A 21,216-nucleotide genomic window follows, 5' to 3' on the forward strand; every position below is an offset into this window, starting at 1 on the left:
AATATCACAACTCCTCAGCAAGATTGTGACAATTTGAAGCGCTTAGTTCTGCAAAGAAACCAGATAGTTTTGAACCCCTTCACCCGCTGCACGACCGGTCGCAAGGCATGCTGTTAGCAAATAGCCTCCTGTAGGCGCATCCCAATCCAACATTTCCCCGCAGACAAATACTGCAGGATTGCTCTTCAATTGTAAGCCATCATTTAGGACTGAACGCTTCACACCACCTGCGCAGCTAATCGCCTCATCTATCGGGCGAAATCCATCAAGGTGAATATCTAAATTTTTAATTTTCGCTGCTAGTAAGGCCGGCTCATGCCACAAAGATTTATCCACCAGTTCACGGACCAGCGCAGCTTTCGCCGAATCTAAACCGGCTTTACGCCAAACATTGGTTAAAGACTGCTTCTTCGAAGGCTGTAGTTTCTTTGCCAATTGCTCAATACTTTGGTCTGGCAATAAGTCCAAAGTCAGCTGCATGGGCTGAGCAGATTTCACCTGTTGACGCAGTGCTCGACCTTGTTTGTAGATCAATCCACTTTCCAGTCCATAGTGTGAAATGATGATATCGCCTTGGGTCGGCTCGGCTTGCTCGACCCATGCATTGACTCGTTTTAAGGGCTGTCCAAACACGGGCTGCATGAACTTCGACCAAACACGTTCCACACCAGCATTACTGGCCTGAAAAGCTTCAATGCTCTCAGGCTGCAGCCATTTTTGCCATGCGCCATCACTACCTAAACGTGACCAAGACACTGCGCCACATGCCATAATAATCGCATCAAAGCCAAGCGCTTGATTTGATCCATCAACAAGGTTTTGAATCGTCAGCTGATTGGACTGTAAGTCCAAAACTTGATGTCGATAATGAAACTGCACCCCGTCGAGACTGAGACGTTTTAACCATGAACGCAGCAAAGGCGCAGCTTTCATTTCAATAGGAAAGACCCGACCCGATGAACCAATATAGGTTTCAATACCTAGCCCCATCATCCATTGTTGAATCCATGCGGCATCCCACTGCTTAACCCATGGACTCAGCCATTCCACTTGATCATAGCGCTGCACAAATTGTTCTATAGGTTCGGCATGGGAAATATTTAACCCCGTTTTACCTGCCATGAGAAATTTACGCGCCGCTGAAGGCTTTTGCTCATAAACATGTATCTCATAGTCATGCTGACTTAAGACTTCAGCCGCCATCAAGCCTGCCGGACCTGCACCAATAATTGCAATACGCTGAGTCATGCCCAATTATTCCGCAGATGCTTCGGTGGGTTGCTTGCCTTGTAGTGGCTGAAAATCATCAAAACGTGTGGTGTAATCTACAGGCTTGGTAATGATTAACTGCTGACAGAGTTCACCACGTTCAAGATATTTAATTTCAAAATGCGTGCGTGCTGAAGTCTCTGCAATGCGTTCTTTGATAAAAGGCAGCTTCCAAACATCGATTAACTGCTGCTGCGCTTCCTCAATATATTCAGGAATATTACTGGCCAAGGTAATCTGACCACCCGGCTGCAAACGCGACAATAGAAATTCAAAAAACGGCATATTTAACCAGCGCTGTGCAGGATTATGCGGTTCAGGGTTTGGATACAAAATAAAGAATTGCTGTACTTGCGCAGGATGTAAGGCATGTACTACCCAAGGTAATGCATCAGCATGAATTGGAGTTAAATTGTTTTGCCCCTCAAGTTGATGCTGCTTTTGCATTGCCACAAATTTTTCACGTGTCCGCTCAACAGCAATCAATTGAAATTCAGGGTGATTGGCTGAAAACAATAATGCATGTTTACCTTTACCAGCCCCAATTTCCACACAAATCGGTGTGGAATCAATCGGCTGAAAATCACGGGGAGCTCGCATACGCTGCGCTTGAAATTGACGAATAGGCATAAACAGATCAAACTAAACAGAACGGCATAAGTCTAACAACTGCGACTGTATTTGCCTAATTGAATCATCCGTTTTTGCTGGAGTTAAGCATGCCCACCACCATGAACTGCCCTCGCTGTGGCAAACTCACCACATGGGAAGACAATGAATACCGCCCATTCTGCTCAGATCGCTGCAAATTGATTGATCTTGGTGCTTGGGCCAATGACGAATATCGCCTGCCAACCCAAGATGCACCTCAAGCTGATGGTGGCCGTGAGGAAGATCAGTTCTAAATACGTTTAGCTCAAATTTAAATATAAAAAAGTTCCAATAAAAAAGGTCTACATGGTTAGACCTTTTTTTATTTTACCCAATCAAGTTAAAGCGTATTGCTTAACCCGCTTTACTTGCAACAAAAGGATTGTGCTGCTTTTCATAGCCAATGGTACTCATTGGCCCATGCCCAGAAATAAACTGGGTGTCATCTGGCAAGCTAAAACATTCACGCTGAATGGAGTCGAGTAATTGTTGATGGTTACCACGTGGAAAATCTGTCCGGCCTATCGAGCCTTTAAATAACACATCACCCGTCCAAAGCACGGCATATTTTGCGTTATAGAACATGACATGACCCGGTGTATGCCCCGGTGCAAAACGAACTTCAAACTCTTCTGCACCTAGCTTCAAGGTTTCGCCGCCTTCCAACCATTGGGTCACATGGACATTTTCAGGGATCGGGAAACCATATTTCGCAGAAACTTCCTGAATCATGTCCAACCAAAATGCATCTTCTTTATGCGGGCCAATCACCGGAACATTCCATGCTTGGGTTAATGCCCCAACCGCACCCGCATGGTCTAAATGGCCATGCGTCAACCACAAGGCTTTGACCGTTAAACCAAGCGCTTCAACTTCAGCTTTTAATTTTTCAGGCTCTCCCCCTGCATCAATCAAGACCGCTTCTTTCGACTCAGAGTCCCAAACAATGGAACAGTTTTGTTGAAATGCCGTGACGGGTACGATTTTAACTTGCAACATAGGGCGAAAACCTCAAGGCGATGAATGGGCTAATGTTTGCTTTAAGGCATCAAGATTAGCTTGAAGTAATAAATTGAGCAATGCGACATGATCATCCCGCGCGTTTAATGCAGGAATATAACCATATTCACCACCGCCTGCAGCTTGGAAAATTTCAGCATTTTGCAGCGCCAACTCTTCTAGCGTTTCCAAACAATCCGCTGAAAATGCAGGGCTCATAACCTGTACCGATTTCACGCCTTGTTTGCCCCATGCGTCCAAAGTGGCATCAGTATAAGGTTTCACCCATTCTTGCTTACCAAAGCGAGATTGGAAACTGATTTCATATTGATCTTCAGTTAAACCAAGCGCTTGCGCGACTAAATGTCCTGTTACACGGCAACGGTCAGCATAGGGATCACCCTTGTCTGCATAAGGCTGTGGAATGCCATGAAAAGACATCAATAACTTATCCGCGACCCCATGCTCCGCTTGATAATCACGCACACTTTGCGCTAAAGCTTGAATAAATAGCGGGTGCTGATAGTAATCACGAATAATACTCAAGCCCGGCAAATTGCGTTGCTGCGGAATCCATTGTGCGATCGCATCATATAGCGGTGCAGTCGATGTTGCTGAATATTGTGGGAATAGTGGAAACAGGACGATGTGGTCTTGTGGCTGCTGTGCCAATTGATCTAAAGCTGCTTGAATGCCTGGATTGCCATAGGTCATGGCAGGAACCACCTTCAGTTCAAATTCTGGATACGCTTGAGTTAAATGTGCTTTTACAGCGTCAACTTGCGCCAACAATATTTCACGCATAGGCGAATCATTGCCCCAAACCATTTCATAGGCATGCGCCACACGCTTTGGTCGAAATGGCAAAATGAACAAACGCAAAATCAATTGCCAAATCGGTTTCGGGATTTCAATCACCCGCTGATCTGACAAAAACTGTTGCAGAAAACGACGCACTGCGGGCACAGTTGGCGCATCAGGCGTACCTAGATTCGCCAGAATAATGGTGACTTTAGCTTTCTCGACAGGCAACATTACGCTTTTTCCATCAATTTGAATGACGCTAATGTAGCAGCTTTTTATCTATTTAATAAAATAGATTAATATGCAGATTTAAATTGAAAAACTCGATCATTATCTAGCAAATTACTTTCTAGTAATTTTTGACCTTTACTTGTCACTTGCCACAACATCCGCTGACGGTCATCTCGGCCATTGGGCACAATCCAGTCATTCTGCCGCATCTGGCTTTTAATGCTGTGTAAAGCACGAATATTCACTTGTGCCCGCGCAACCGCATGTGCACGCGGCATCTCAATACGAGCATCATCCAAACCTGTTTCATTCAAAAACTCATTCATTCGTTTAGAGAAGAATTCTTCAGGGGTTGGATTAACAAAGGTTGCGCCTAAAATCGACAAGAGCTGCGCCCACGTCATTTTCTTCTGTACTTTTAATTCTTTGAAATTACCATCTTGATAAGCGTGCATGCGGTATTCAAATGAAAATAGTTCATGCATCGACACTTTTGGTAAAGATAGGAATGGATCAACTTCGCGTTTTCCAGACTCTGTTTCGAGTTGAACTAACTGGGCTTTTAAACGATCAATTTCATCATGTAAAGCTTGAGTATTCTGTGGGCGCACCCAACCTGTAACAGGATAGCGTTCTAGCATTTGTGGCATGTTCAATCGAACTGCCATTTCTAAATCACGCAAACTACGATAGGTAAAAACTTGATCAACTTCATTTTGTAATAGTTTTCTAAATTCTTTAAATTTTTCACGAAGTTCAGGTTTAGCATCATGTAACGCATCATCACGTGAATCTGGATCATCATGCATAAACACAATGACAGGTTTTTGCTTGGTCACCGCATAGATGTATTCAAGGTGCATATAGCCCACACCAGACACAGACTGCTCACCGTATTGACTGCCCAATAAAATCATCACATAGTCACAATCGTCAATTTGACGACGTGCAAAAGCAGTGCTCAATGGTGTGCGTTGTTCTAGCCCCCATGAGAAAAACCCCATTCCTACAAGCGTCTGAGCCAAAATGATCCGTTCTGGCTGCATTTCGCTACCAGATGTGGAAATGAATACTTGATAACGCTTATCGAGCATTAGTGATCCTCTCCCGCTGCATAACGCACTCAGCATCGAATTGATCTTAGCTGGAAAATGCGACATGACTACCCCAATAAAAAACTAATTTTTTCATTTAACGTTGTCCAAAATGACTGATTTAGTCTTCTGAACTTATAAGTCCGATGTTGGCAATGTTCCAAGAAATATCATCTTGAATCAGGCGCGCCACAACCGGTTTTAAATTTTCCGCATTATTGCCACTGACATAGCATTCTATACGCAAACAATTTTCTCTTTTCTGATCAAATAATAACTCATTTTTAATCAAAATTCGGGCTGTTTGTCGTGCAACTGCAAAACCTGAGTCAATTAATGTCAGCTTCTGACCAAAAATATACTGAATTGCCGATTTTAGGAAGGGGTAATGCGTACATCCAAGCACTAAATAATCTGCACCGGCATCTACAACTGGCTGTAATATCTCGGTTAATGTCTGCAGGCAAGGCTCAGTCATTTGCGCACCTGCTTCAACAAAGGGCACCAATTCCAGACTGGTCACTGACAAAACTTGCACCCCTGCAGGTTCAGCAAAACGATGCATCACATCTTTAATCAACTTTCCACGAAATGTCGCAGGTGTTGCAAGAACAGCCACTGTTTTACTTTTTGTTTGCAGAACGGCAGGCTTTAACGCAGGAACTAAACCAATAATGGGGAAGTTCTCCCCATAATGTTCACGCAAATAATCCAAACTAAAAGCAGATGCCGTGTTACATGCCACGACAGCGACTTTACAGCCTTGGCGGTATAACCACTCTATGGCATGTGCAGTCAACTCACGTATATTTTGATCATCACGTGGCCCATAGGGTACATGTGCAGTATCGGCATAATACACAATGCGTTCATTCGGCAAGTAGCGCGCAATTTCTAAAGCCACAGATAAGCCACCAATCCCCGAATCAAATAAACCGACCGGTGCATCTGCGCCAGCTTTCGGCATGGGTACATCCAGTGGGTAAATGGGGTGAATGGCGGTCATAGGGTCACTTATATATTGTTCAGAATGACAAGGTGGAAAGCTTAAACCTCAGGTGCCTAATTGCAAGCGCAAATCACCACTTTGTAACACTAAAATGGATTCACCTTTTTCATTTTCAAGCAGTTCACCCATCTCAACCAAATGAAAGAATGCGGCACGCTGGATCAGTGCATTAATTCCAAAACGCACATGTACATAAGGGCGCAATTCACCTTGATATTCACGCATAAAAATAGGATGTTCATCATCCACAACAATCACGTCTTGTGTTGTGGTCGTAAACTGGATATAGCGCTTGTTTTCTAGCTCAAGCGTATCGACTTGATTAACAAATAAAGGCTCATCTTCCACCTGTATTTCAATTTGCTCGACTGGGGTCTTTAAATAGAACTTGCTGTCTTCTTTCCATAGTACTGTCGAGAACAAGTCAATAAGCGCTTGGCGTTTGATCAATTGACCATCGTGCCACCATTCTCCGTTGGCTAAAACCTTCAGATCCATTGCACCACAATGCTTTGGATGCCATTGATCTAATGGGGGGATTGACCTTTTGTGACCGGACTGTCCATCTTTTAAGTATTGTGCAATGTTCATTAAATTTCTATCATCCCTATTAATGAATTTTTTCGTCGGGTTTTCGTTCAATTGCTGCTTCATCCGCCTAATAAATACCTTAGTGACGGAAAAATAATATGATTCAGCCAATTGGCTAGAACTCGGTTTAAAACTATACTAGCCCACAATATCAAAGACACGATAGAAAAATTGTGTCTGGGCATTAAGAACACTCATGGCAGCACCATTTAAATGAATTGAATGGATGCCACCTTCCGAAATATGAGGAGTCCTACATGGAACACATCGAACGTGAATCGATGGAGTTTGACGTAGTTATCGTCGGTGCAGGTCCTGCCGGCCTATCTGCTGCGATTAAAATTCGTCAACTTGCAATTGAAAATAACCTAAACGATCTGTCCGTTTGTGTCGTGGAAAAGGGCTCCGAAGTGGGTGCGCATATTCTATCGGGTGCTGTGCTTGAACCCCGCGCGATGAATGAATTGTTCCCAGACTGGAAAGAACAAGGTGCACCGTTAAATGTGCCTGTGACTGAAGATAAAACCTTCTTCTTATTGTCTGATGAAAAATCACAAGAAGCACCGCATTGGATGGTGCCTAAAACTATGCATAACGATGGCAACTATGTTATTTCGTTAGGTAACGTTGTTCGTTGGTTGGGCGCTAAAGCTGAAGAATTAGAAGTGTCTATTTTCCCAGGTTTTGCCGCTTCTGAAATCCTTTACCATGAAGACGGGACTGTGAAAGGTATTCAGACTGGCGACATGGGTATTGGTAAAGATGGCGAACCAACGCACAACTTTACCCCTGGCTATGAACTTCATGCGAAATACACATTATTTGCTGAAGGCTGTCGTGGTCATTTAGGTAAACGTCTGATTGCTCAGTTCAACTTAGATAAAGATGCTGATCCGCAACATTACGGTATTGGTATTAAAGAACTTTGGGAAATCGATCCTGCTAAGCACAAACCAGGTTTGGTGATGCACGGTGCAGGTTGGCCTTTAAGTGAAACAGGTTCTTCAGGCGGTTGGTGGTTATACCACGCTGAAAACAACCAAGTGACATTAGGTATGATCGTTGACTTGTCATACACCAATCCACACATGTATCCATTTATGGAAATGCAGCGCTGGAAAACACATCCACTGATCAAGCAATATCTTGAGGGTGGTAAGCGTATTTCTTATGGCGCACGTGCGGTTGTAAAAGGTGGCTTCAACTCACTACCTAAATTCACTTTCCCAGGTGGTAGCTTAATTGGTGATGACGCAGGTTTCCTAAACTTTGCGAAAATCAAAGGCTCTCATACAGCAATGAAATCAGGCATGCTGTGCGGTGAAGCTGTATTTGAAGCGATTGCTGCGGGTGTGGAAAAAGGTGGTGACCTTGCCATTGCACGTGTGACTGAAGGTGAAGACTTCTTCACTAAAGAGTTAACTGCTTATACTGACAAGTTTAACAACAGTTGGTTGAAAGAAGAGTTATATAACTCTCGTAACTTCGGCCCTGCTATGCATAAGTTCGGTCAATGGATGGGTGGTGCGTTCAACTTTGTTGATCAAAACATCTTTAAAGTGCCATTTACACTACATGACTTACAGCCAGACTTCAGCGCTTTAAAAACTGTCGATGCTGCGAACTTCAAACCGAATTATCCAAAACCAGATGGTAAAATTACATTTGACCGTCTGTCTTCAGTATTCGTATCGAATACCGTTCACGAAGAGAACCAGCCTGCTCACTTGAAACTGACAGATGCTTCTATTCCTGTAAATGTGAACTTACCAAAATGGGATGAGCCTGCTCAGCGCTATTGCCCTGCTGGTGTTTATGAAATTATGGAAGAGAATGACGGTTCTAAGCGTTTCCAAATTAACGCAGCAAACTGTGTTCACTGTAAGACGTGTGATATCAAAGATCCGTCTCAAAACATTACTTGGGTAACACCTGAGGGTGGCGGTGGTCCTAATTACCCGAACATGTAATTAGTACCCGAACATGTAATCTCTTTTGATATAAAAATAAACCCGCTTCGCGCGGGTTTATTCTCAGTTTAAAATAATTTATTCAAAGTTAGAATTCTTCAAATTTGAATAGTTAAATTATAAATAATATTTGAATACCAAAAATTCATAATCTAACAGTAAATATTCTAATTCTAGCTTCTACTCTATAAGAATATGCTTATTCCAATGCATACTCTTCTGCATTTAATATTTGATTCTTATCGATTTTAAATCGATTTGAAATAATTATTTTTGATTTAGTCATTCCACCAAAAACGACTTCACAGCTTAAATTTGTTTTTATTCTATTACTAAAATCTTCAATATTTTTAACACAATGCTCACTATTAGCATCATCTTCCGGACATATTTTCAACAAAAAATCCGATTGAAAAGTATTCTTCTTTCTTTTTTCATCTTTTACTTTTAAATACGCATAAGGTTTGAACTCATTCAACTTGTCACACTCAATACGTGCAAAGTCGAATTGTTCTTTTATCAAAACTTCTTTTAATGAAACTGAACTTATTAAATTTCCTGTAACTGCTAATGCAGGTTTTTCTTCTGAACCGATAATACTGTAGCTTAATTTAAGAGAAGGATTAACAGTAATTTTTCTATCTAAGCTTTGATGATTAGCATTTTGGCAACCCAAAATAAATACAACAAAACCCAAAATGTATTTTTTTTTCATTTTATTTTCTTCAATTGAGTGAACATCATATCTTCAGCAGACTGGCCCATAAATATTTTTTCTTTCATCATTTCCTTAAATTCAGCATGACTATATTTTGTAGAATAAAAAACATTTGCTCTCTCTCTGGGTTTATTCCTCCACTGCCCTCCTGAATCTGCAACAGCATCGTTACTATCATACGACTTTGGCTCGCATGTTACACTTACCCAATAATTACAATTTGGTGAAGGTTCTCTAAAATAGATTCGAGCACTTACTGGAGTTAATGCACTATACGATAATAAAGTTCCAACAGGATCAATTGTTATAAGTAAATTAACTTTACATATCTTTTTCTTCACTAGTTCAGCTGCTAGGCCAGCTGCGTTCCATCCACCTAAACTATGTCCAATAATATTTACCTGAGTATTCGGGTTTTTTTCTAAGAATTTCTTAATATTGTCAAATGCATCTAATTTTTTCCCTCCAGCTTTCATGCCAGTATATGCTTCCTCATACCCGTAATATTCAATCGTCGCATTTTTAAATTTCTTCTTTTGTGATAAATCAAACTCATCAAAATATTCACCAACAAATCTATTAGGTCCTAAGCCTCTACCTCCTATATTAATAGGCAGATCGTTAGGAGCAAAAGAGTACTTATCAGATGCTCCACCAATAAATGCGGTATAACTATGTGTATATACCACCAGCTGAACAGGAACTACAGGTGGTGTAGGGTTTACATTTCCCATAGTTGTCCTAACTAAGTCAGCATAGGCTTGTTCTTCTAATCCCATCACATCACCACATGTATTTTATATTGTTTATTTAATTCTTCAGTTTCTAGCCTAACAAGACCGGATTTATCTAATTTTCCACGTTCAACTTCTTTGTCTGTTTCATCGTAAATAATATATTCCGTACCTGAAGCAAGTTTCTTTCCTTGATGATCCATCACATCAAACCATACGCCATATTTTTGCTTTTCTTTTTCAGGCAAAAATGGAAGCGGCTTATTTACTTTTGCACCCTGTTTAAAATTATGCTGCCCTGCCTTCACTTCAAACTTACCGCTAGTTGTCGGTAATACACCCGCACTACTAATTTCAATCTGGCTACCATCAGCAGTCAGCACGATTTTTTTGCTTGCTTTTATTTCAACTTTATCTTCCGTAGAAATAATTTGAATACCCTTTCGTGCAATCAAATCAACCCCATCTCCTTGGGCTTGGATTTCAACTTTGCCTTTGCCTGCATAAGCTCGTAATCCCTCTTGTGCTGCAAATAGACTGATCTTGCTTTGTGCATGGGTAATCAAGGATTTTTGACTGCTGAGGTTGATGCTATCGCCTGCACTTTGGCTGATCTGCCCATCCGCTGAAAGATGAATATCTTCCTGACTACTCACAGCAATTGAGTTTGGTGCAGATAAAATCATTAAGGCTTGTTTAAAGGCATCAGCTTTTTCTTTACTGCCTTTTTCGATTTGTCCAAGGAAGTTTTTTAGGTTATCCAGGACTTCAAGTGGGTCGGTTTGTTGATTTTTCGCCACTTCACTTAAAGCTTTGCTGCTGTTTAAGTTAGCTTCGATTTGATCTTTTGCAGCTTGTGCATCGAGGTGCATTGCTGCTGCTTGTTGTTGTGGGTGTGTGCTGACAAGGAGCCCTTGTCCTGCACGCACTGCGCCCCATTGGTCGGTTCTCAGTTCAAAGCCTTCCCCTCGTCCTGCACTTTCTGCGGTTTCTTTGGGATGACTGAGGTTCCCTAGGTTGAGCTGAGTGGCGCCATGGGTACTTTGTAATTGTGTTGAGATTTGTCCAGTCGTGTCATCAAAGCGAAGTTGTCCAAAGCCTTCACCTTGGACTTCCTTACTTTTTATTCCAGCCAGTTTTTTGGTCTCAGGTAGTTTGCCTTTACTATCAAATTGGGTTGGACTGCGCTGTGCTTCATGTATGCGCCCCACCACAAATGGTCGGTCGATGTTACCGTCAAAGAAATCGATGACCACGATTTCATTAATACGTGGTAAGAAACGTGCACCATAGCCTTCACCGGCCCATGGGGTAAGCACATCTACCCATGCAGAGTCCGTATCATTGTCATTACTGCCTGCACCGCCATCATGGCTGTGGTCATCACCACGGGTAAATAAGAAGCGGACTTTGATACGCCCCCATTCATCGACATGTATTTCTTCACCACTTGGCCCGACAACTTTAGCCCGTTGCGGATGGGTGCTTGGACGGTGTTCGAGTGGGTTATATTCAGGAACCGTCGCAATATTGCGGCGTTGTAATGTGAGCTGATTGGCCTGACGCTCGGCCTGTTCATGGATCGGTTTAATGTTCCACTGACTTTGTTCAATCAGTTGATTGACTTGTTCAGAGAGATCTTTAGGTAAGTTATTTTGGTTATAGAATTTTTTTTCTGTGATTAAAAATTGTTTGTCTGTACCACTGTGTTGATCAATTTCAGGGTGTTCATTCAGTTCAAACCAATAACCCACTTGTGTATCACGCACGGTCGATTGTGCATTGAATTTTTTCGATTGCAGCTCGTGATAGCGCGTTAGGTTTTGATTCAGTTTTTCAATCTGACTGTTTGATGAAGCGGTAGCTTGGTCTTCGCCTTTTAAGTCTTGCATCCATGCAGGGCTGATATGCCATGCTTGCTCTAGACTTAAGCTGGCATTGTCTTGGCTTTGGCTATGCTGATGTTTGCTTTGAACTGAGCCTGCGCCTTCTTCTTGGCTGAGTCCATCGGCTTGCCAGCGCTGTACATGGACCGCAGTCGGTTGAATGCTACGTTCACCGATCAAGCTGGTGATGCTGTCTTGTTTTTCTGTGGCACTAGAGCGATGAAAGCGGATACTACGACGGCTGAGTGCTTGATATTGGCTATTGTCATCAATCAGGCGAAGTTTTTGTTTTTCAATTGGCGCTAAGGAATGCGGCACTTTCAGCTGCACTTCATCGATGAGCCAGTTGATACCCTCACTGCGCCAAAGACGCGTTAAAAATTCATAATCGCTTTCATTCGACTGCATGATGAAAGGTCGTACATCATAGTTCTGACTTAAACCGCTTAGATCTAGCGTTAGACTGGCAGCAAAGAGCGGACTTTTGCTTTGCCATTCTTTAAAGAGAGTTTCACTGACATCTCGTACCGATTTGTTCATAAACACACGGCTGTTGCGGCGTTTATGCCACAGTGAAGTTGCATCTTCTAAAGTGAGTTTATATAGCGTGAGTGAACCGTCACTCTGCCCTTGGGTCGCTTCGGTAATAATACCCGTGGTACGGAAGAGTTCGCCCTGATCGGTCACTTGATCAACGGCGACCTGTGCGCCAATAAATTGTTTTAGTGGAATAAGTGCATTAGTAGATAGGCAAATCAAAGTCGCTTGCAGGCCTTGGTTTAAGACATGCTCCCCATCAATACGTTGAATAAAAAGCTCATCATTCAACGCAGGGTTGGAAAATTGCACATGAATGGCACGTTTTTGAGCGGATAAGCCTAATTTTTCAAGTATAAGAGCAATCGAATTTAACATTTTAAAAGTCTGTTTTTTAAACTTTGTATAATTATGCTGCGAATGATATAGGCTAGCCATCAGACTTGACCAGCCTATTTTATTAATAAAAATGTAACATCTTAATAATTATTATTTTTTACAATCTCTTAAATTAACCTTTCTGAACCAAATAATGGAATTCTTTATTTCCATTTTCATCAAGACGTTCTTCTTGAAGCAAAAGCTCATGACCTAAATGCATACAAAATTTCGGAATATCCCAAGAGGTCGAATTATCTGTTGCAAAAACCTCAACAATATCGCCCGATTTTGATTTACGAATGGCTTGATGCAACATCATCACAGGCTCAGGGCAACGTAAGCCACGGGTGTTTAATTGAATTGATGGGGGCACAGAAGGCTCAGACATTAGAAAACTCAGTATTAAAATCTAGGGCTATTTTAGCATAATCCTGACGACCGAATGTTAGCTTGAAAAATGCAAACGATAGCGTCTTAAAATGACTTGATCGCTCATCATCTTGATCAACATTAACAATAGACAACTGTATTTTCTACGGTATGATAAAATCATCATTTATTAGATATTAAGAGTCTTTAGGAAAGATCATGCAAGAGGAATCCGGCCCGTCGTGGGGCATGCGCGGCTTACGTAAATGGCTGGGCACTGCACCAGAAACCCGTGACGAACTGTTGAAATTGGTACAAGATTCACGTCGCTTCTTAGAACCCGATACAGTTGCCATGCTCGAAGGGGTACTCGACTTACCTGCAACTAAAATCCGCGAGGTCATGACCCCCCGTACTGCGATGATCAGCTTGCAAGAAGATGATGAGCTATTAGATATTTTGCATGTACTTGTTGAATCTGCACACTCACGTTTCCCAGTGTTTTCCTCAGACCAGCCAGACAATGTTGTCGGTATTTTGTTGGCCAAAGATTTGTTGCCATTTTTGACAGAACCGACCACCAAAGTCGATATTCGTGCATTAATGCGTCAACCCTTATTTGTACCTGAGAGCGCGCGTTCTGACCAAGTTTTACGTATGTTGAAAAATACCCAAACCCATATCGCTGTAGTGATTGATGAATATGGCACAACTTCAGGCTTAGTCACTTTAGAGGACATTCTTGAAGAAATTGTGGGTGAAATTGAAGATGAACACGACAAAGTTGATGAAGAAGCTCAATTTATCATTCCAGATGAAGACCCACTAAGTGCAAATACATGGTTGGTTCAAGCACTTACACCAATTGAACACTTTAACAATCTTTTAGATGCTGATTTTTCAGATGATGAAGTAGAAACTGTGGGCGGCTTACTGCTACAAGAAATGGGCTTAGTCAGTGATTTACAAGGTCAAGTGATTGAACTTGAAAACTGGGAATTTACCATTTTGGAGGCAGATGCACGTACTATTCATCTGATCCGAGCTGTCCGTAAATGAGAACCTACTTTGATAAGCTGCTAAACCACTCACAACAAAAAAAACAGCTACCTTTCATCTATCCTTTGCTGATTGCATTATTTTCAGGTGCCATCTTCAGCTTGTCGCTGGCACCTTATCATTATTGGTGGTTGGCAATTTTATCTCCAGCCCTGTTGTATGCCTGCCTAAGTCAACGTGCACCTAAACAATCGTTTTTCATTGGTCTAGCTTATGGCTTTGGCTTATGGTTCGTCGGGGCTTTTTGGCTGTATACCTCGATCCATGTCTATGGTGATACCAATTCAGCACTCAGTGTTTTGATGATTGCCATTATGGCGATTGTGATGGGGCTGTTTACCGCAGTTCAGAGTTGGCTCTACCGCCGCTTCTTTCCAGAAACCCCACTGACCTTTGCGCCACTGTGGGTGTTTTTCGAGTGGAGTAAAACTTGGGTCTTTACCGGTTTTCCATGGCTGTTTGCAGGTTATGCCTTTACTGAACGATTCCTCGATGGCTATGCGCCATTATTCGGGATCTTTGGAGTGTCTTTCGCGGTCATTTTATTGGCCTGTGCCTTGGTTGAAATCCTGCGTAAACGTGTATTTTGGATTGTTCCCTCTGCCCTTGTTTTGCTCGGTGCATGGGGTGCAGCGCAATTGCAATTTGTTCAGCCTAAAAATGAAAAACCGCTGAGTGTTTCCTTAATTCAAGGCAATATTCCACAAGATTTAAAATGGTTAACAGAATACCAAGCTCAAACCTTAATGAAATATGCGTCATTAAGTCGGACCGAATGGGGCCGTGATGTCATTGTTTGGCCAGAATCCTCCATTCCAATGTTCCAAACCGATATTGAGCCGTTTTTGGATGCGATGAAAGTCCAAGCCAATAAAACAGGTACGGCTTGGGTGACAGGTATTCCCTATTGGGATTTGGCAGAATCACAGCAAAACCAACACCCTATGTATTACAACACCATCATGGCAACTGGTGATGAATCTTCTGGTCTATACAAGAAGCAACGTCTAGTCCCCTTTGGTGAATACATTCCGCTTTCAGGGATGTTAAGTTGGGTACTGCCTGCCCTACAAAATGACCCGTCGATGAGTGGCTTTTCACGTGGCGCAAACAACCAAAAGCCTTTAAATGTCAAAGGTCATGATTTAGGTGCGGCGATTTGCTATGAAGTGGCTTATCCCAACTTAACGCGCCGTAATGCCAGTCAAAGTGACTACCTAGTGACTATTTCCAATGACGCTTGGTTTACTGGAACAGCGAGCCCACATCAGCACCTACAAATGGTTCAAATGCGTGCCAAAGAAAATGGCCGTTGGTTTATCCGTGCAACCAATACCGGCATTACCGCCTTTATTGATCATAATGGCCACATTGTGAAACAAGCACCGATGGATAAAGATGCGGTACTTCGTGGTGATTTACCTGCCATGCAAGGCGAGACACTTTACACACGCTTAAGTGATTGGCCTGTGTTGATTTTCTCATTCTTGTTATTGGTTCTCGGTTGGATTTATCGCCCGCGTAAAGTTGATATTTCTTTTAAATCACGCCGTTAATTCCGCTACAAAAGATCAAAAAACCGAGCCAAAGCTCGGTTTTTTATTGATAAACTTTCAGGGTGCCAGCTCACCTTACTTTTTCAAAGTAACTTAGTGCCTAGGGGAATCTCTGCATCAGGCACACAAAGAGCAACATGCCCCTCTGCATTATGAAAACCTGTGACCAAACACTCTGACTGGATCGGCCCAATTTGTTTTTTTGGAAAATTCACGACGGCAACGACCAATTTTCCCAATAGATTTTCCGGCTGATATAGCTGTGTAATTTGCGCACTGGATTTTTTAATGCCCAGTTCCTCTCCAAAATCCACATGAAGAATGTACGCGGGTTTACGTGCTTGCTCAAAGACTTCAGCCTGCACAATTTTCCCCACACGTAATTCAACTTTCAAAAAATCTTGCCAATCGATCTGTTGCATTTTTCCCTCTTTCTTTTCTTTGTTGTACTTCATCTGGCTATCTATGCATTATAAAAATTTCATTCAGGCTGACGATATGTGAAACAGACATTCGATGCGTCTAAACGGACAAAGTAAGGTCATCTTAGAACACGTATCACATTAATGTACGCTTTGATGTAGGCTAACTATTCATTAGCATGAGACATAAAAAAACTGGAGCAAGCTCCAGTTTGGAAGGTTAATTTTGGGGTTATAACTGCGTAACTAAATAGGAAAGCATGGCAGCTAAAGATACCATTGGAATATATCGATAAAGACGAACAACCAGTTGTTCGATGGCAGATGCATGTTCTTGTTTTAAATTTGCCACAGTCGCTTTTAATGCAGACCAAAAACTTAAAGCCAGTAATGAACTCATTAAGCTCATGGCAAAGAAGCCCACCATAATTTGGCTACTGCCCTCAGTGCTTTGCCATAAATACACAATGCCTTGACTGATCGGCAGAATACTTAAAATCAAAAGAACAGATTTCAGCATAGACCAATGAAATTGGTTAATTTCATCCGTTAATAATAATGCTTTCATGCTATCCTCCATGGCTAAAAAAGTACCATAAAAGATATTATGCGCGGTTTTATTTAAATGAAAAGCCTATATTTATTCATATTTTTCGATTATTGTAATCAATAAAATTGGGAATAATTCTTATTATAAATATCACATATTTTATATTATTAAATTTAAAGTAAATTCAATCACTTAATATTAATTTTATAATTAAGATTTATTATCACTTCACTCAATATTGAAACATCCTATTAAGTGAAGTGATTAATTCCATTAAAACTGAATTTATAATTATTCTCAGTTAGTGTTTATAGTAAATATCGGCATCATTTTCTTCACCGCCAGACTGACCATCCGCACCAAATGAATAAAGATCATAAGGACGGCCTTCAGAACCTGGAATCACATATTGAATGTCATTGTCCCAACTGTCTTTTGGATAGCCACCTTTGATGTAGCCACCCGGCAACCAGTTTTTAGCAGACTCAGGTTTGGTGACCAAAGCATTTAATCCGCCGTCTTGCATTGAAGGGAATTTACCATTGTCCATTTTGTATTGATCTAATGAGCCAGCGACACTTTTTAAAGTAATCGCCGTAGTATCAACTTTGGCTTTTTCACCACGGCCCATCACGTTCGGTACAATCAGCGCTGCCAAAACACCTAAAATGACAATGACCACCATCACTTCAATTAAAGTAAAACCCTGTTGCTTCATATTTTTTGTCTTCACTTGCATATTACAAATCTCTGTTCACATCATTGTTCGAATGTTTTAAATCATATTATTCATATTCACGATTGGCAGCATCACAGCAATCACGATCACCAGTACAATGCTCGCCATAAATACCAACATCAGCGGTTCAAGCAACGCCAATAAAGTTGAAATTAAGGTCGTCACTTCTCGGTCTTGCATCGTCGACGCACGTTCTAGCATCCGGTCTAATTCGCCTGAACTTTCACCACTTTTGATCATTTGTACCATCATCGGTGGGAAATAACCACTTCGCTCAAGCTGTGTTGCTAAATTACCACCTTCTGTTACTTTCTCTGCCGCAAGGTTGACCGAATCTCGAATCACCCAATTATTACTGACCGCTGCGCCAATTTTTAAAGCATCGACCAAAGGCACGCCAGACTTGGTTAAAATCGACAAGGTACTGGCAAAACGAGCGGCATTAATGCCTTTAGACAGTTTGGAAAATAATGGTAATTTCAAAGTCAATCGGTCAAAGGCATAATGTCCCGCCGCTGTTCTGAGGAATCGAACCAAGAGAAAAATCGAGACTACGCTACCGACCAATAAAAATGGCCAGGCCATTCGAATAAAATCACTGGCTTTCATTAAAGCGACCGTTATCCACGGCAAGGCATCTTTGCTTTGATCAAAGGTTTTGACAATATCTGGGACCACATAGGTCATGAGTCCCATCACAATACCGAAAGACATTAACATCAGGATGATCGGATAAATCATCGCACCCTGCACTTTTTTTTGCATGGCAAAGCGATTTTCGGTGTAATCGGCAAGTTGATCGAGAATGAGATCGAGATGACCTGAACGCTCACCTGCTGCAATCGTGGCAATATACAGTTCAGGAAAGCGTCCCGCTTGTTGTAGTGCGTTGGCTAAAGAATGCCCTTCCAAAACTTTCGAACGCACCGACATCAACAGGTTTTGCACATGGGCTTTTTCGTTTTGTTTTCCCACAGCACGAATCGCTTCTTCTAATGGAATTGCAGCGGCAACCAAAACTGAAAGTTGGCGAGTTAATAAAGCCAAGTCATAGGCATTCAGCCCTTTTTGAAACCAGCGCTGCTGCGCGTGTTTGTCTTTTTGCTCAATCGGATCGACAGCAACTGGAATGAGTGACTGATCTCTGAGCTGTTGACGAATTTGACGCGCAGAATCACCCTCAAGTACACCCTTCTGCTGCTTCCCTGAAGCGTCTATGGCAGTAAACTGATATGCAGGCATTGTAATGCTCTAATTTTCCAAAATTTCTATCAGCGCAGTTGCGTCTGACCATCAAAATCATTCATATTCTTAGATATAAAATATGAGCTCACTCTAACACAACTCCTTTACGATCACGACGAAATTTAATCAGGAACTTATCCACGTTTTATGGCAAATTCAGCGAGCATTGCAACACCTATTTACCGCGTTCGAGTCGCCGTTCCGGTATATTTATACGACTGCTTCGATTACAGCTTAAGCCAAGAGCAATACCAACAAGCTGAAGTAGGTGCACGCGTTGCTGTATCTTTTGGTCGGCAAAATTTGACCGGTATCATCGTGGAAAAAATTGCTCCCGATGCACCACTCGATTCAAGCTTTAAACTCAAGGCCATTACCGAACTTCTTGATGATCGTGCCATTTTAGATGAGAAAGTTTTAAATTTATTGACATGGTCTGCACAGTATTACCAATTTCCGATTGGTGAAGTCATGCAAAGTGCCCTTCCGACGCTGTTACGCCAAGGAAAGCCCTATAATTTATTGGCACGGACATGGAATCTGATTGACCATAATGCTGAAGCCAAAATTAAACGTTCAGAGCGTCAACAAGAAGCGTATAAAATACTAAAATTACATCCCACAGGCACAGGTGAAAATCTTTTAAATTTGTCAGGTGTGGAAACAGCAACACTCAAAGCCTTAGAGAAAAAAGGCATCTGTGAATGTGTGTTAGCAGAACAAGACTTTAGCCCGATGCCGATGAGCATGGCGCAAATGCCACTCACAGCAAATTCGGAGCAAAAGAAAGCCATTGATCGGGTGTTAAAAGCGCGGAATCAATATCAGGCATTTTTACTTGATGGTCTCACCGGCAGTGGTAAAACCGAAGTCTATTTACAAATCATGCAAGAGGTTCTCAAGCAAGGCAAACAGGTCTTGGTTTTAGTGCCTGAAATTGGACTCACCCCACAGACCATTAGCCGCTTCCAATCACGTTTTCATTGCAATATTGCCCTATTACATTCGGGGTTAAACGATTCAAAACGTATGCAAGCTTGGCAAGCTGCGCAAACGGGCAAGGCTTTAATTATCTTAGGCACACGTTCTGCGATTTATACGCCACTGCCTAATCTAGGTTTAATTGTGATTGATGAAGAGCATGATCTGTCCTTTAAACAACAAGAAGGCTTTCGCTACCATGCCCGCGATGTTGCTCTGTTCCGTGGGCATTTAGAGCAATGTCCTGTCATTCTGGGCTCTGCTACACCTAGCATTGAATGCTACGCCCTTGCCAAACAAGGCAAGATGACAATTTTGGAACTAAACCAACGCGCAGGCACCGCGGTCATGCCGAAAATGCACATCCTTGATCTGAAAGTGGCACAGAAGCAGCATGGAATCAGCCAATTATTAATTGGTGAAATCCGTAAACGGCTTGAAAAAAAAGAGCAAGTATTGGTGTTTTTAAACCGCCGCGGTTATGCACCTGTATTGATTTGTGAAAGCTGTGCATGGCAGGCCAAATGTCCGCACTGTGATGCCAATTTCACGGTACACCGCACACCCTATCAACACCTACATTGTCACCACTGCGGCACCATTCACCGTATGCCAGAGCATTGTCCACAGTGTAATCATCAAGAACTGAAATCCGTGGGTATGGGTACAGCGAAGGTTGAAGAAAGCCTAAATGAGCTATTTCCGCAGCATGACGTTATACGGGTCGATCGTGATTCCACCAGTCGAGTCGGCAGTTGGCAAAAAATCTATGACAAGATTCAAAAAAGTGAACCTGCCATTTTACTCGGCACACAAATGCTGGCCAAAGGACATCATTTCCCTTACGTCACCTTAGTGGCGATTTTAGATATCGATTCAGGTCTACTGAGTGTGGACTTCCGTGCCATCGAGCGTACTGCACAGCTCATTGTACAAGTCACTGGGCGTGCCGGCCGTGGTGAACGTAAAGGCGATGTGTTTTTACAAACCCTAAGACCCGACCATCCGCTTTTGAATATCTTGGTCAATGAGGACTATCGAAAATTTGCCAAAGAAACCATGAAAGAACGGGAAATGGCACAAATGCCACCGTTTCGCTATGCTGCATTGGTACGCTGTGAGTCAAAAAACCAAGAACTCAATACTGAATTTTTACAGCAACATGCCCAATTGCTGCGTCAGGACTCTGCTGGAATTATTGACATTTGGGGGCCGATTCCTGCCCCGATGGAGCGCAAAGCAGGGCGTTACCAATCCCACATGGTTTTACTGTCTACAGATCGTGCGCGCTTACATTATTATCTGCGTTATTGCTGGCAAAACATATTGCATAACAAGCCATCAAATATGAAATTGAGCCTCGATATAGACCCACAGGAACTTAGTTAAACGCGTACAATTCAGTCTGAAAATATCAGTCA

At 42.2% G+C, this 21,216-nt stretch carries 20 protein-coding genes; 5 read left to right on the plus strand and 15 right to left on the minus strand.

What is annotated here, in order from left to right; all coding sequences use genetic code 11:
- Nucleotides 1-42: 42 nt before the first annotated feature.
- Together AC4CU0_RS13325 and AC4CU0_RS13330 are read right to left on the minus strand one after the other, a co-directional pair.
- On the minus strand, nucleotides 43-1,248 hold the full coding sequence (locus AC4CU0_RS13325; RefSeq protein WP_490743299.1) for a TIGR03862 family flavoprotein: 1,206 nt from the start codon (nucleotides 1,246-1,248) through the stop codon (nucleotides 43-45).
- Between the two features lie 6 nt (nucleotides 1,249-1,254).
- Nucleotides 1,255-1,905, minus strand: coding sequence for a class I SAM-dependent methyltransferase (locus tag AC4CU0_RS13330; protein WP_490743512.1), 651 nt, complete (start codon nucleotides 1,903-1,905; stop codon nucleotides 1,255-1,257).
- Nucleotides 1,906-1,988: 83 nt separating this feature from the next.
- On the opposite strand from AC4CU0_RS13330, the gene AC4CU0_RS13335 reads away from it, so the two are divergent.
- Complete coding sequence (locus AC4CU0_RS13335; protein WP_067764029.1) at nucleotides 1,989-2,174, plus strand: DNA gyrase inhibitor YacG; 186 nt, start codon at nucleotides 1,989-1,991, stop codon at nucleotides 2,172-2,174.
- A gap of 100 nt (nucleotides 2,175-2,274) precedes the next feature.
- Here AC4CU0_RS13335 and AC4CU0_RS13340 read toward each other — a convergent pair whose 3' ends face one another.
- The 5 genes from AC4CU0_RS13340 to AC4CU0_RS13360 form a co-directional block, all read right to left on the minus strand.
- Nucleotides 2,275-2,919, minus strand: coding sequence for an MBL fold metallo-hydrolase (locus AC4CU0_RS13340; RefSeq protein ID WP_180089036.1), 645 nt, complete (start codon nucleotides 2,917-2,919; stop codon nucleotides 2,275-2,277).
- A 12-nt stretch (nucleotides 2,920-2,931) separates the two neighbouring features.
- Nucleotides 2,932-3,954 (minus strand): ferrochelatase, encoded by a 1,023-nt coding sequence (gene hemH / locus AC4CU0_RS13345; RefSeq protein ID WP_490743300.1) that lies wholly within the window; start codon nucleotides 3,952-3,954, stop codon nucleotides 2,932-2,934.
- Nucleotides 3,955-4,019: 65 nt separating this feature from the next.
- Nucleotides 4,020-5,048 carry a DUF4062 domain-containing protein gene (locus tag AC4CU0_RS13350; protein WP_067764038.1) on the minus strand — a complete coding sequence of 343 codons (1,029 nt, stop codon included), beginning with the start codon at nucleotides 5,046-5,048 and terminating at the stop codon, nucleotides 4,020-4,022.
- A 121-nt stretch (nucleotides 5,049-5,169) separates the two neighbouring features.
- Nucleotides 5,170-6,054: a glutamate racemase gene (gene murI / locus AC4CU0_RS13355; protein WP_490743301.1), complete on the minus strand. Its 885-nt coding sequence runs from the start codon at nucleotides 6,052-6,054 to the stop codon at nucleotides 5,170-5,172.
- A 48-nt stretch (nucleotides 6,055-6,102) separates the two neighbouring features.
- Complete coding sequence (locus tag AC4CU0_RS13360) at nucleotides 6,103-6,711, minus strand: DUF1285 domain-containing protein (protein WP_180163312.1); 609 nt, start codon at nucleotides 6,709-6,711, stop codon at nucleotides 6,103-6,105.
- Between the two features lie 194 nt (nucleotides 6,712-6,905).
- Between AC4CU0_RS13360 and AC4CU0_RS13365 the strand changes: the two genes are divergently transcribed.
- Nucleotides 6,906-8,618, plus strand: a complete 1,713-nt coding sequence (locus AC4CU0_RS13365; RefSeq protein WP_180026642.1) for an electron transfer flavoprotein-ubiquinone oxidoreductase — start codon at nucleotides 6,906-6,908, stop codon at nucleotides 8,616-8,618.
- A 199-nt stretch (nucleotides 8,619-8,817) separates the two neighbouring features.
- Here AC4CU0_RS13365 and AC4CU0_RS13370 read toward each other — a convergent pair whose 3' ends face one another.
- From AC4CU0_RS13370 to tusA, 4 genes are all read right to left on the minus strand, one after another.
- Nucleotides 8,818-9,333, minus strand: a complete 516-nt coding sequence (locus AC4CU0_RS13370) for a hypothetical protein (RefSeq protein WP_490743302.1) — start codon at nucleotides 9,331-9,333, stop codon at nucleotides 8,818-8,820.
- Nucleotides 9,330-10,115, minus strand: coding sequence for a lipase family protein (locus tag AC4CU0_RS13375; protein ID WP_180078078.1), 786 nt, complete (start codon nucleotides 10,113-10,115; stop codon nucleotides 9,330-9,332). The genes AC4CU0_RS13370 and AC4CU0_RS13375 overlap by 4 nt, the downstream gene beginning before the upstream one ends.
- Nucleotides 10,115-12,871, minus strand: a complete 2,757-nt coding sequence (locus AC4CU0_RS13380; protein ID WP_490743303.1) for a type VI secretion system Vgr family protein — start codon at nucleotides 12,869-12,871, stop codon at nucleotides 10,115-10,117. Before AC4CU0_RS13380 ends, AC4CU0_RS13375 begins: the two co-directional genes overlap by 1 nt.
- A gap of 133 nt (nucleotides 12,872-13,004) precedes the next feature.
- Nucleotides 13,005-13,262 carry a sulfurtransferase TusA gene (gene tusA, locus AC4CU0_RS13385; RefSeq protein WP_078189780.1) on the minus strand — a complete coding sequence of 86 codons (258 nt, stop codon included), beginning with the start codon at nucleotides 13,260-13,262 and terminating at the stop codon, nucleotides 13,005-13,007.
- Nucleotides 13,263-13,462: 200 nt separating this feature from the next.
- On the opposite strand from tusA, the gene AC4CU0_RS13390 reads away from it, so the two are divergent.
- Entirely contained in the window at nucleotides 13,463-14,302 is an 840-nt protein-coding gene (locus AC4CU0_RS13390) for a CorC family transporter (protein WP_078189781.1), read from the plus strand.
- Nucleotides 14,299-15,858: an apolipoprotein N-acyltransferase gene (gene lnt / locus AC4CU0_RS13395; protein WP_490743304.1), complete on the plus strand. Its 1,560-nt coding sequence runs from the start codon at nucleotides 14,299-14,301 to the stop codon at nucleotides 15,856-15,858. The genes AC4CU0_RS13390 and lnt overlap by 4 nt, the downstream gene beginning before the upstream one ends.
- An 83-nt stretch (nucleotides 15,859-15,941) precedes the next feature.
- On the opposite strand, the gene AC4CU0_RS13400 is transcribed toward lnt, so the two are convergent.
- The 4 genes from AC4CU0_RS13400 to gspF all read right to left on the minus strand — a co-directional run bounded on the left by AC4CU0_RS13400 (nucleotide 15,942) and on the right by gspF (nucleotide 18,811).
- A complete protein-coding gene (locus AC4CU0_RS13400; RefSeq protein WP_180065770.1) occupies nucleotides 15,942-16,280 on the minus strand; it encodes a tRNA-binding protein in 339 nt (112 codons plus the stop codon).
- 232 nt (nucleotides 16,281-16,512) lie between these two features.
- Nucleotides 16,513-16,848 carry a hypothetical protein gene (locus AC4CU0_RS13405; RefSeq protein WP_078192809.1) on the minus strand — a complete coding sequence of 112 codons (336 nt, stop codon included), beginning with the start codon at nucleotides 16,846-16,848 and terminating at the stop codon, nucleotides 16,513-16,515.
- 283 nt (nucleotides 16,849-17,131) lie between these two features.
- Nucleotides 17,132-17,548: a type II secretion system major pseudopilin GspG gene (gspG, locus tag AC4CU0_RS13410; protein ID WP_373683025.1), complete on the minus strand. Its 417-nt coding sequence runs from the start codon at nucleotides 17,546-17,548 to the stop codon at nucleotides 17,132-17,134.
- 57 nt (nucleotides 17,549-17,605) lie between these two features.
- Nucleotides 17,606-18,811: a type II secretion system inner membrane protein GspF gene (gene gspF, locus AC4CU0_RS13415; RefSeq protein ID WP_078189785.1), complete on the minus strand. Its 1,206-nt coding sequence runs from the start codon at nucleotides 18,809-18,811 to the stop codon at nucleotides 17,606-17,608.
- Nucleotides 18,812-18,961: 150 nt separating this feature from the next.
- Between gspF and AC4CU0_RS13420 the strand changes: the two genes are divergently transcribed.
- Nucleotides 18,962-21,184 carry a primosomal protein N' gene (locus tag AC4CU0_RS13420; protein ID WP_490743305.1) on the plus strand — a complete coding sequence of 741 codons (2,223 nt, stop codon included), beginning with the start codon at nucleotides 18,962-18,964 and terminating at the stop codon, nucleotides 21,182-21,184.
- Nucleotides 21,185-21,216 lie beyond the last annotated feature (32 nt).

The sequence above is a fragment of the Acinetobacter sp. LipI_15 genome, assembly GCF_058242865.1.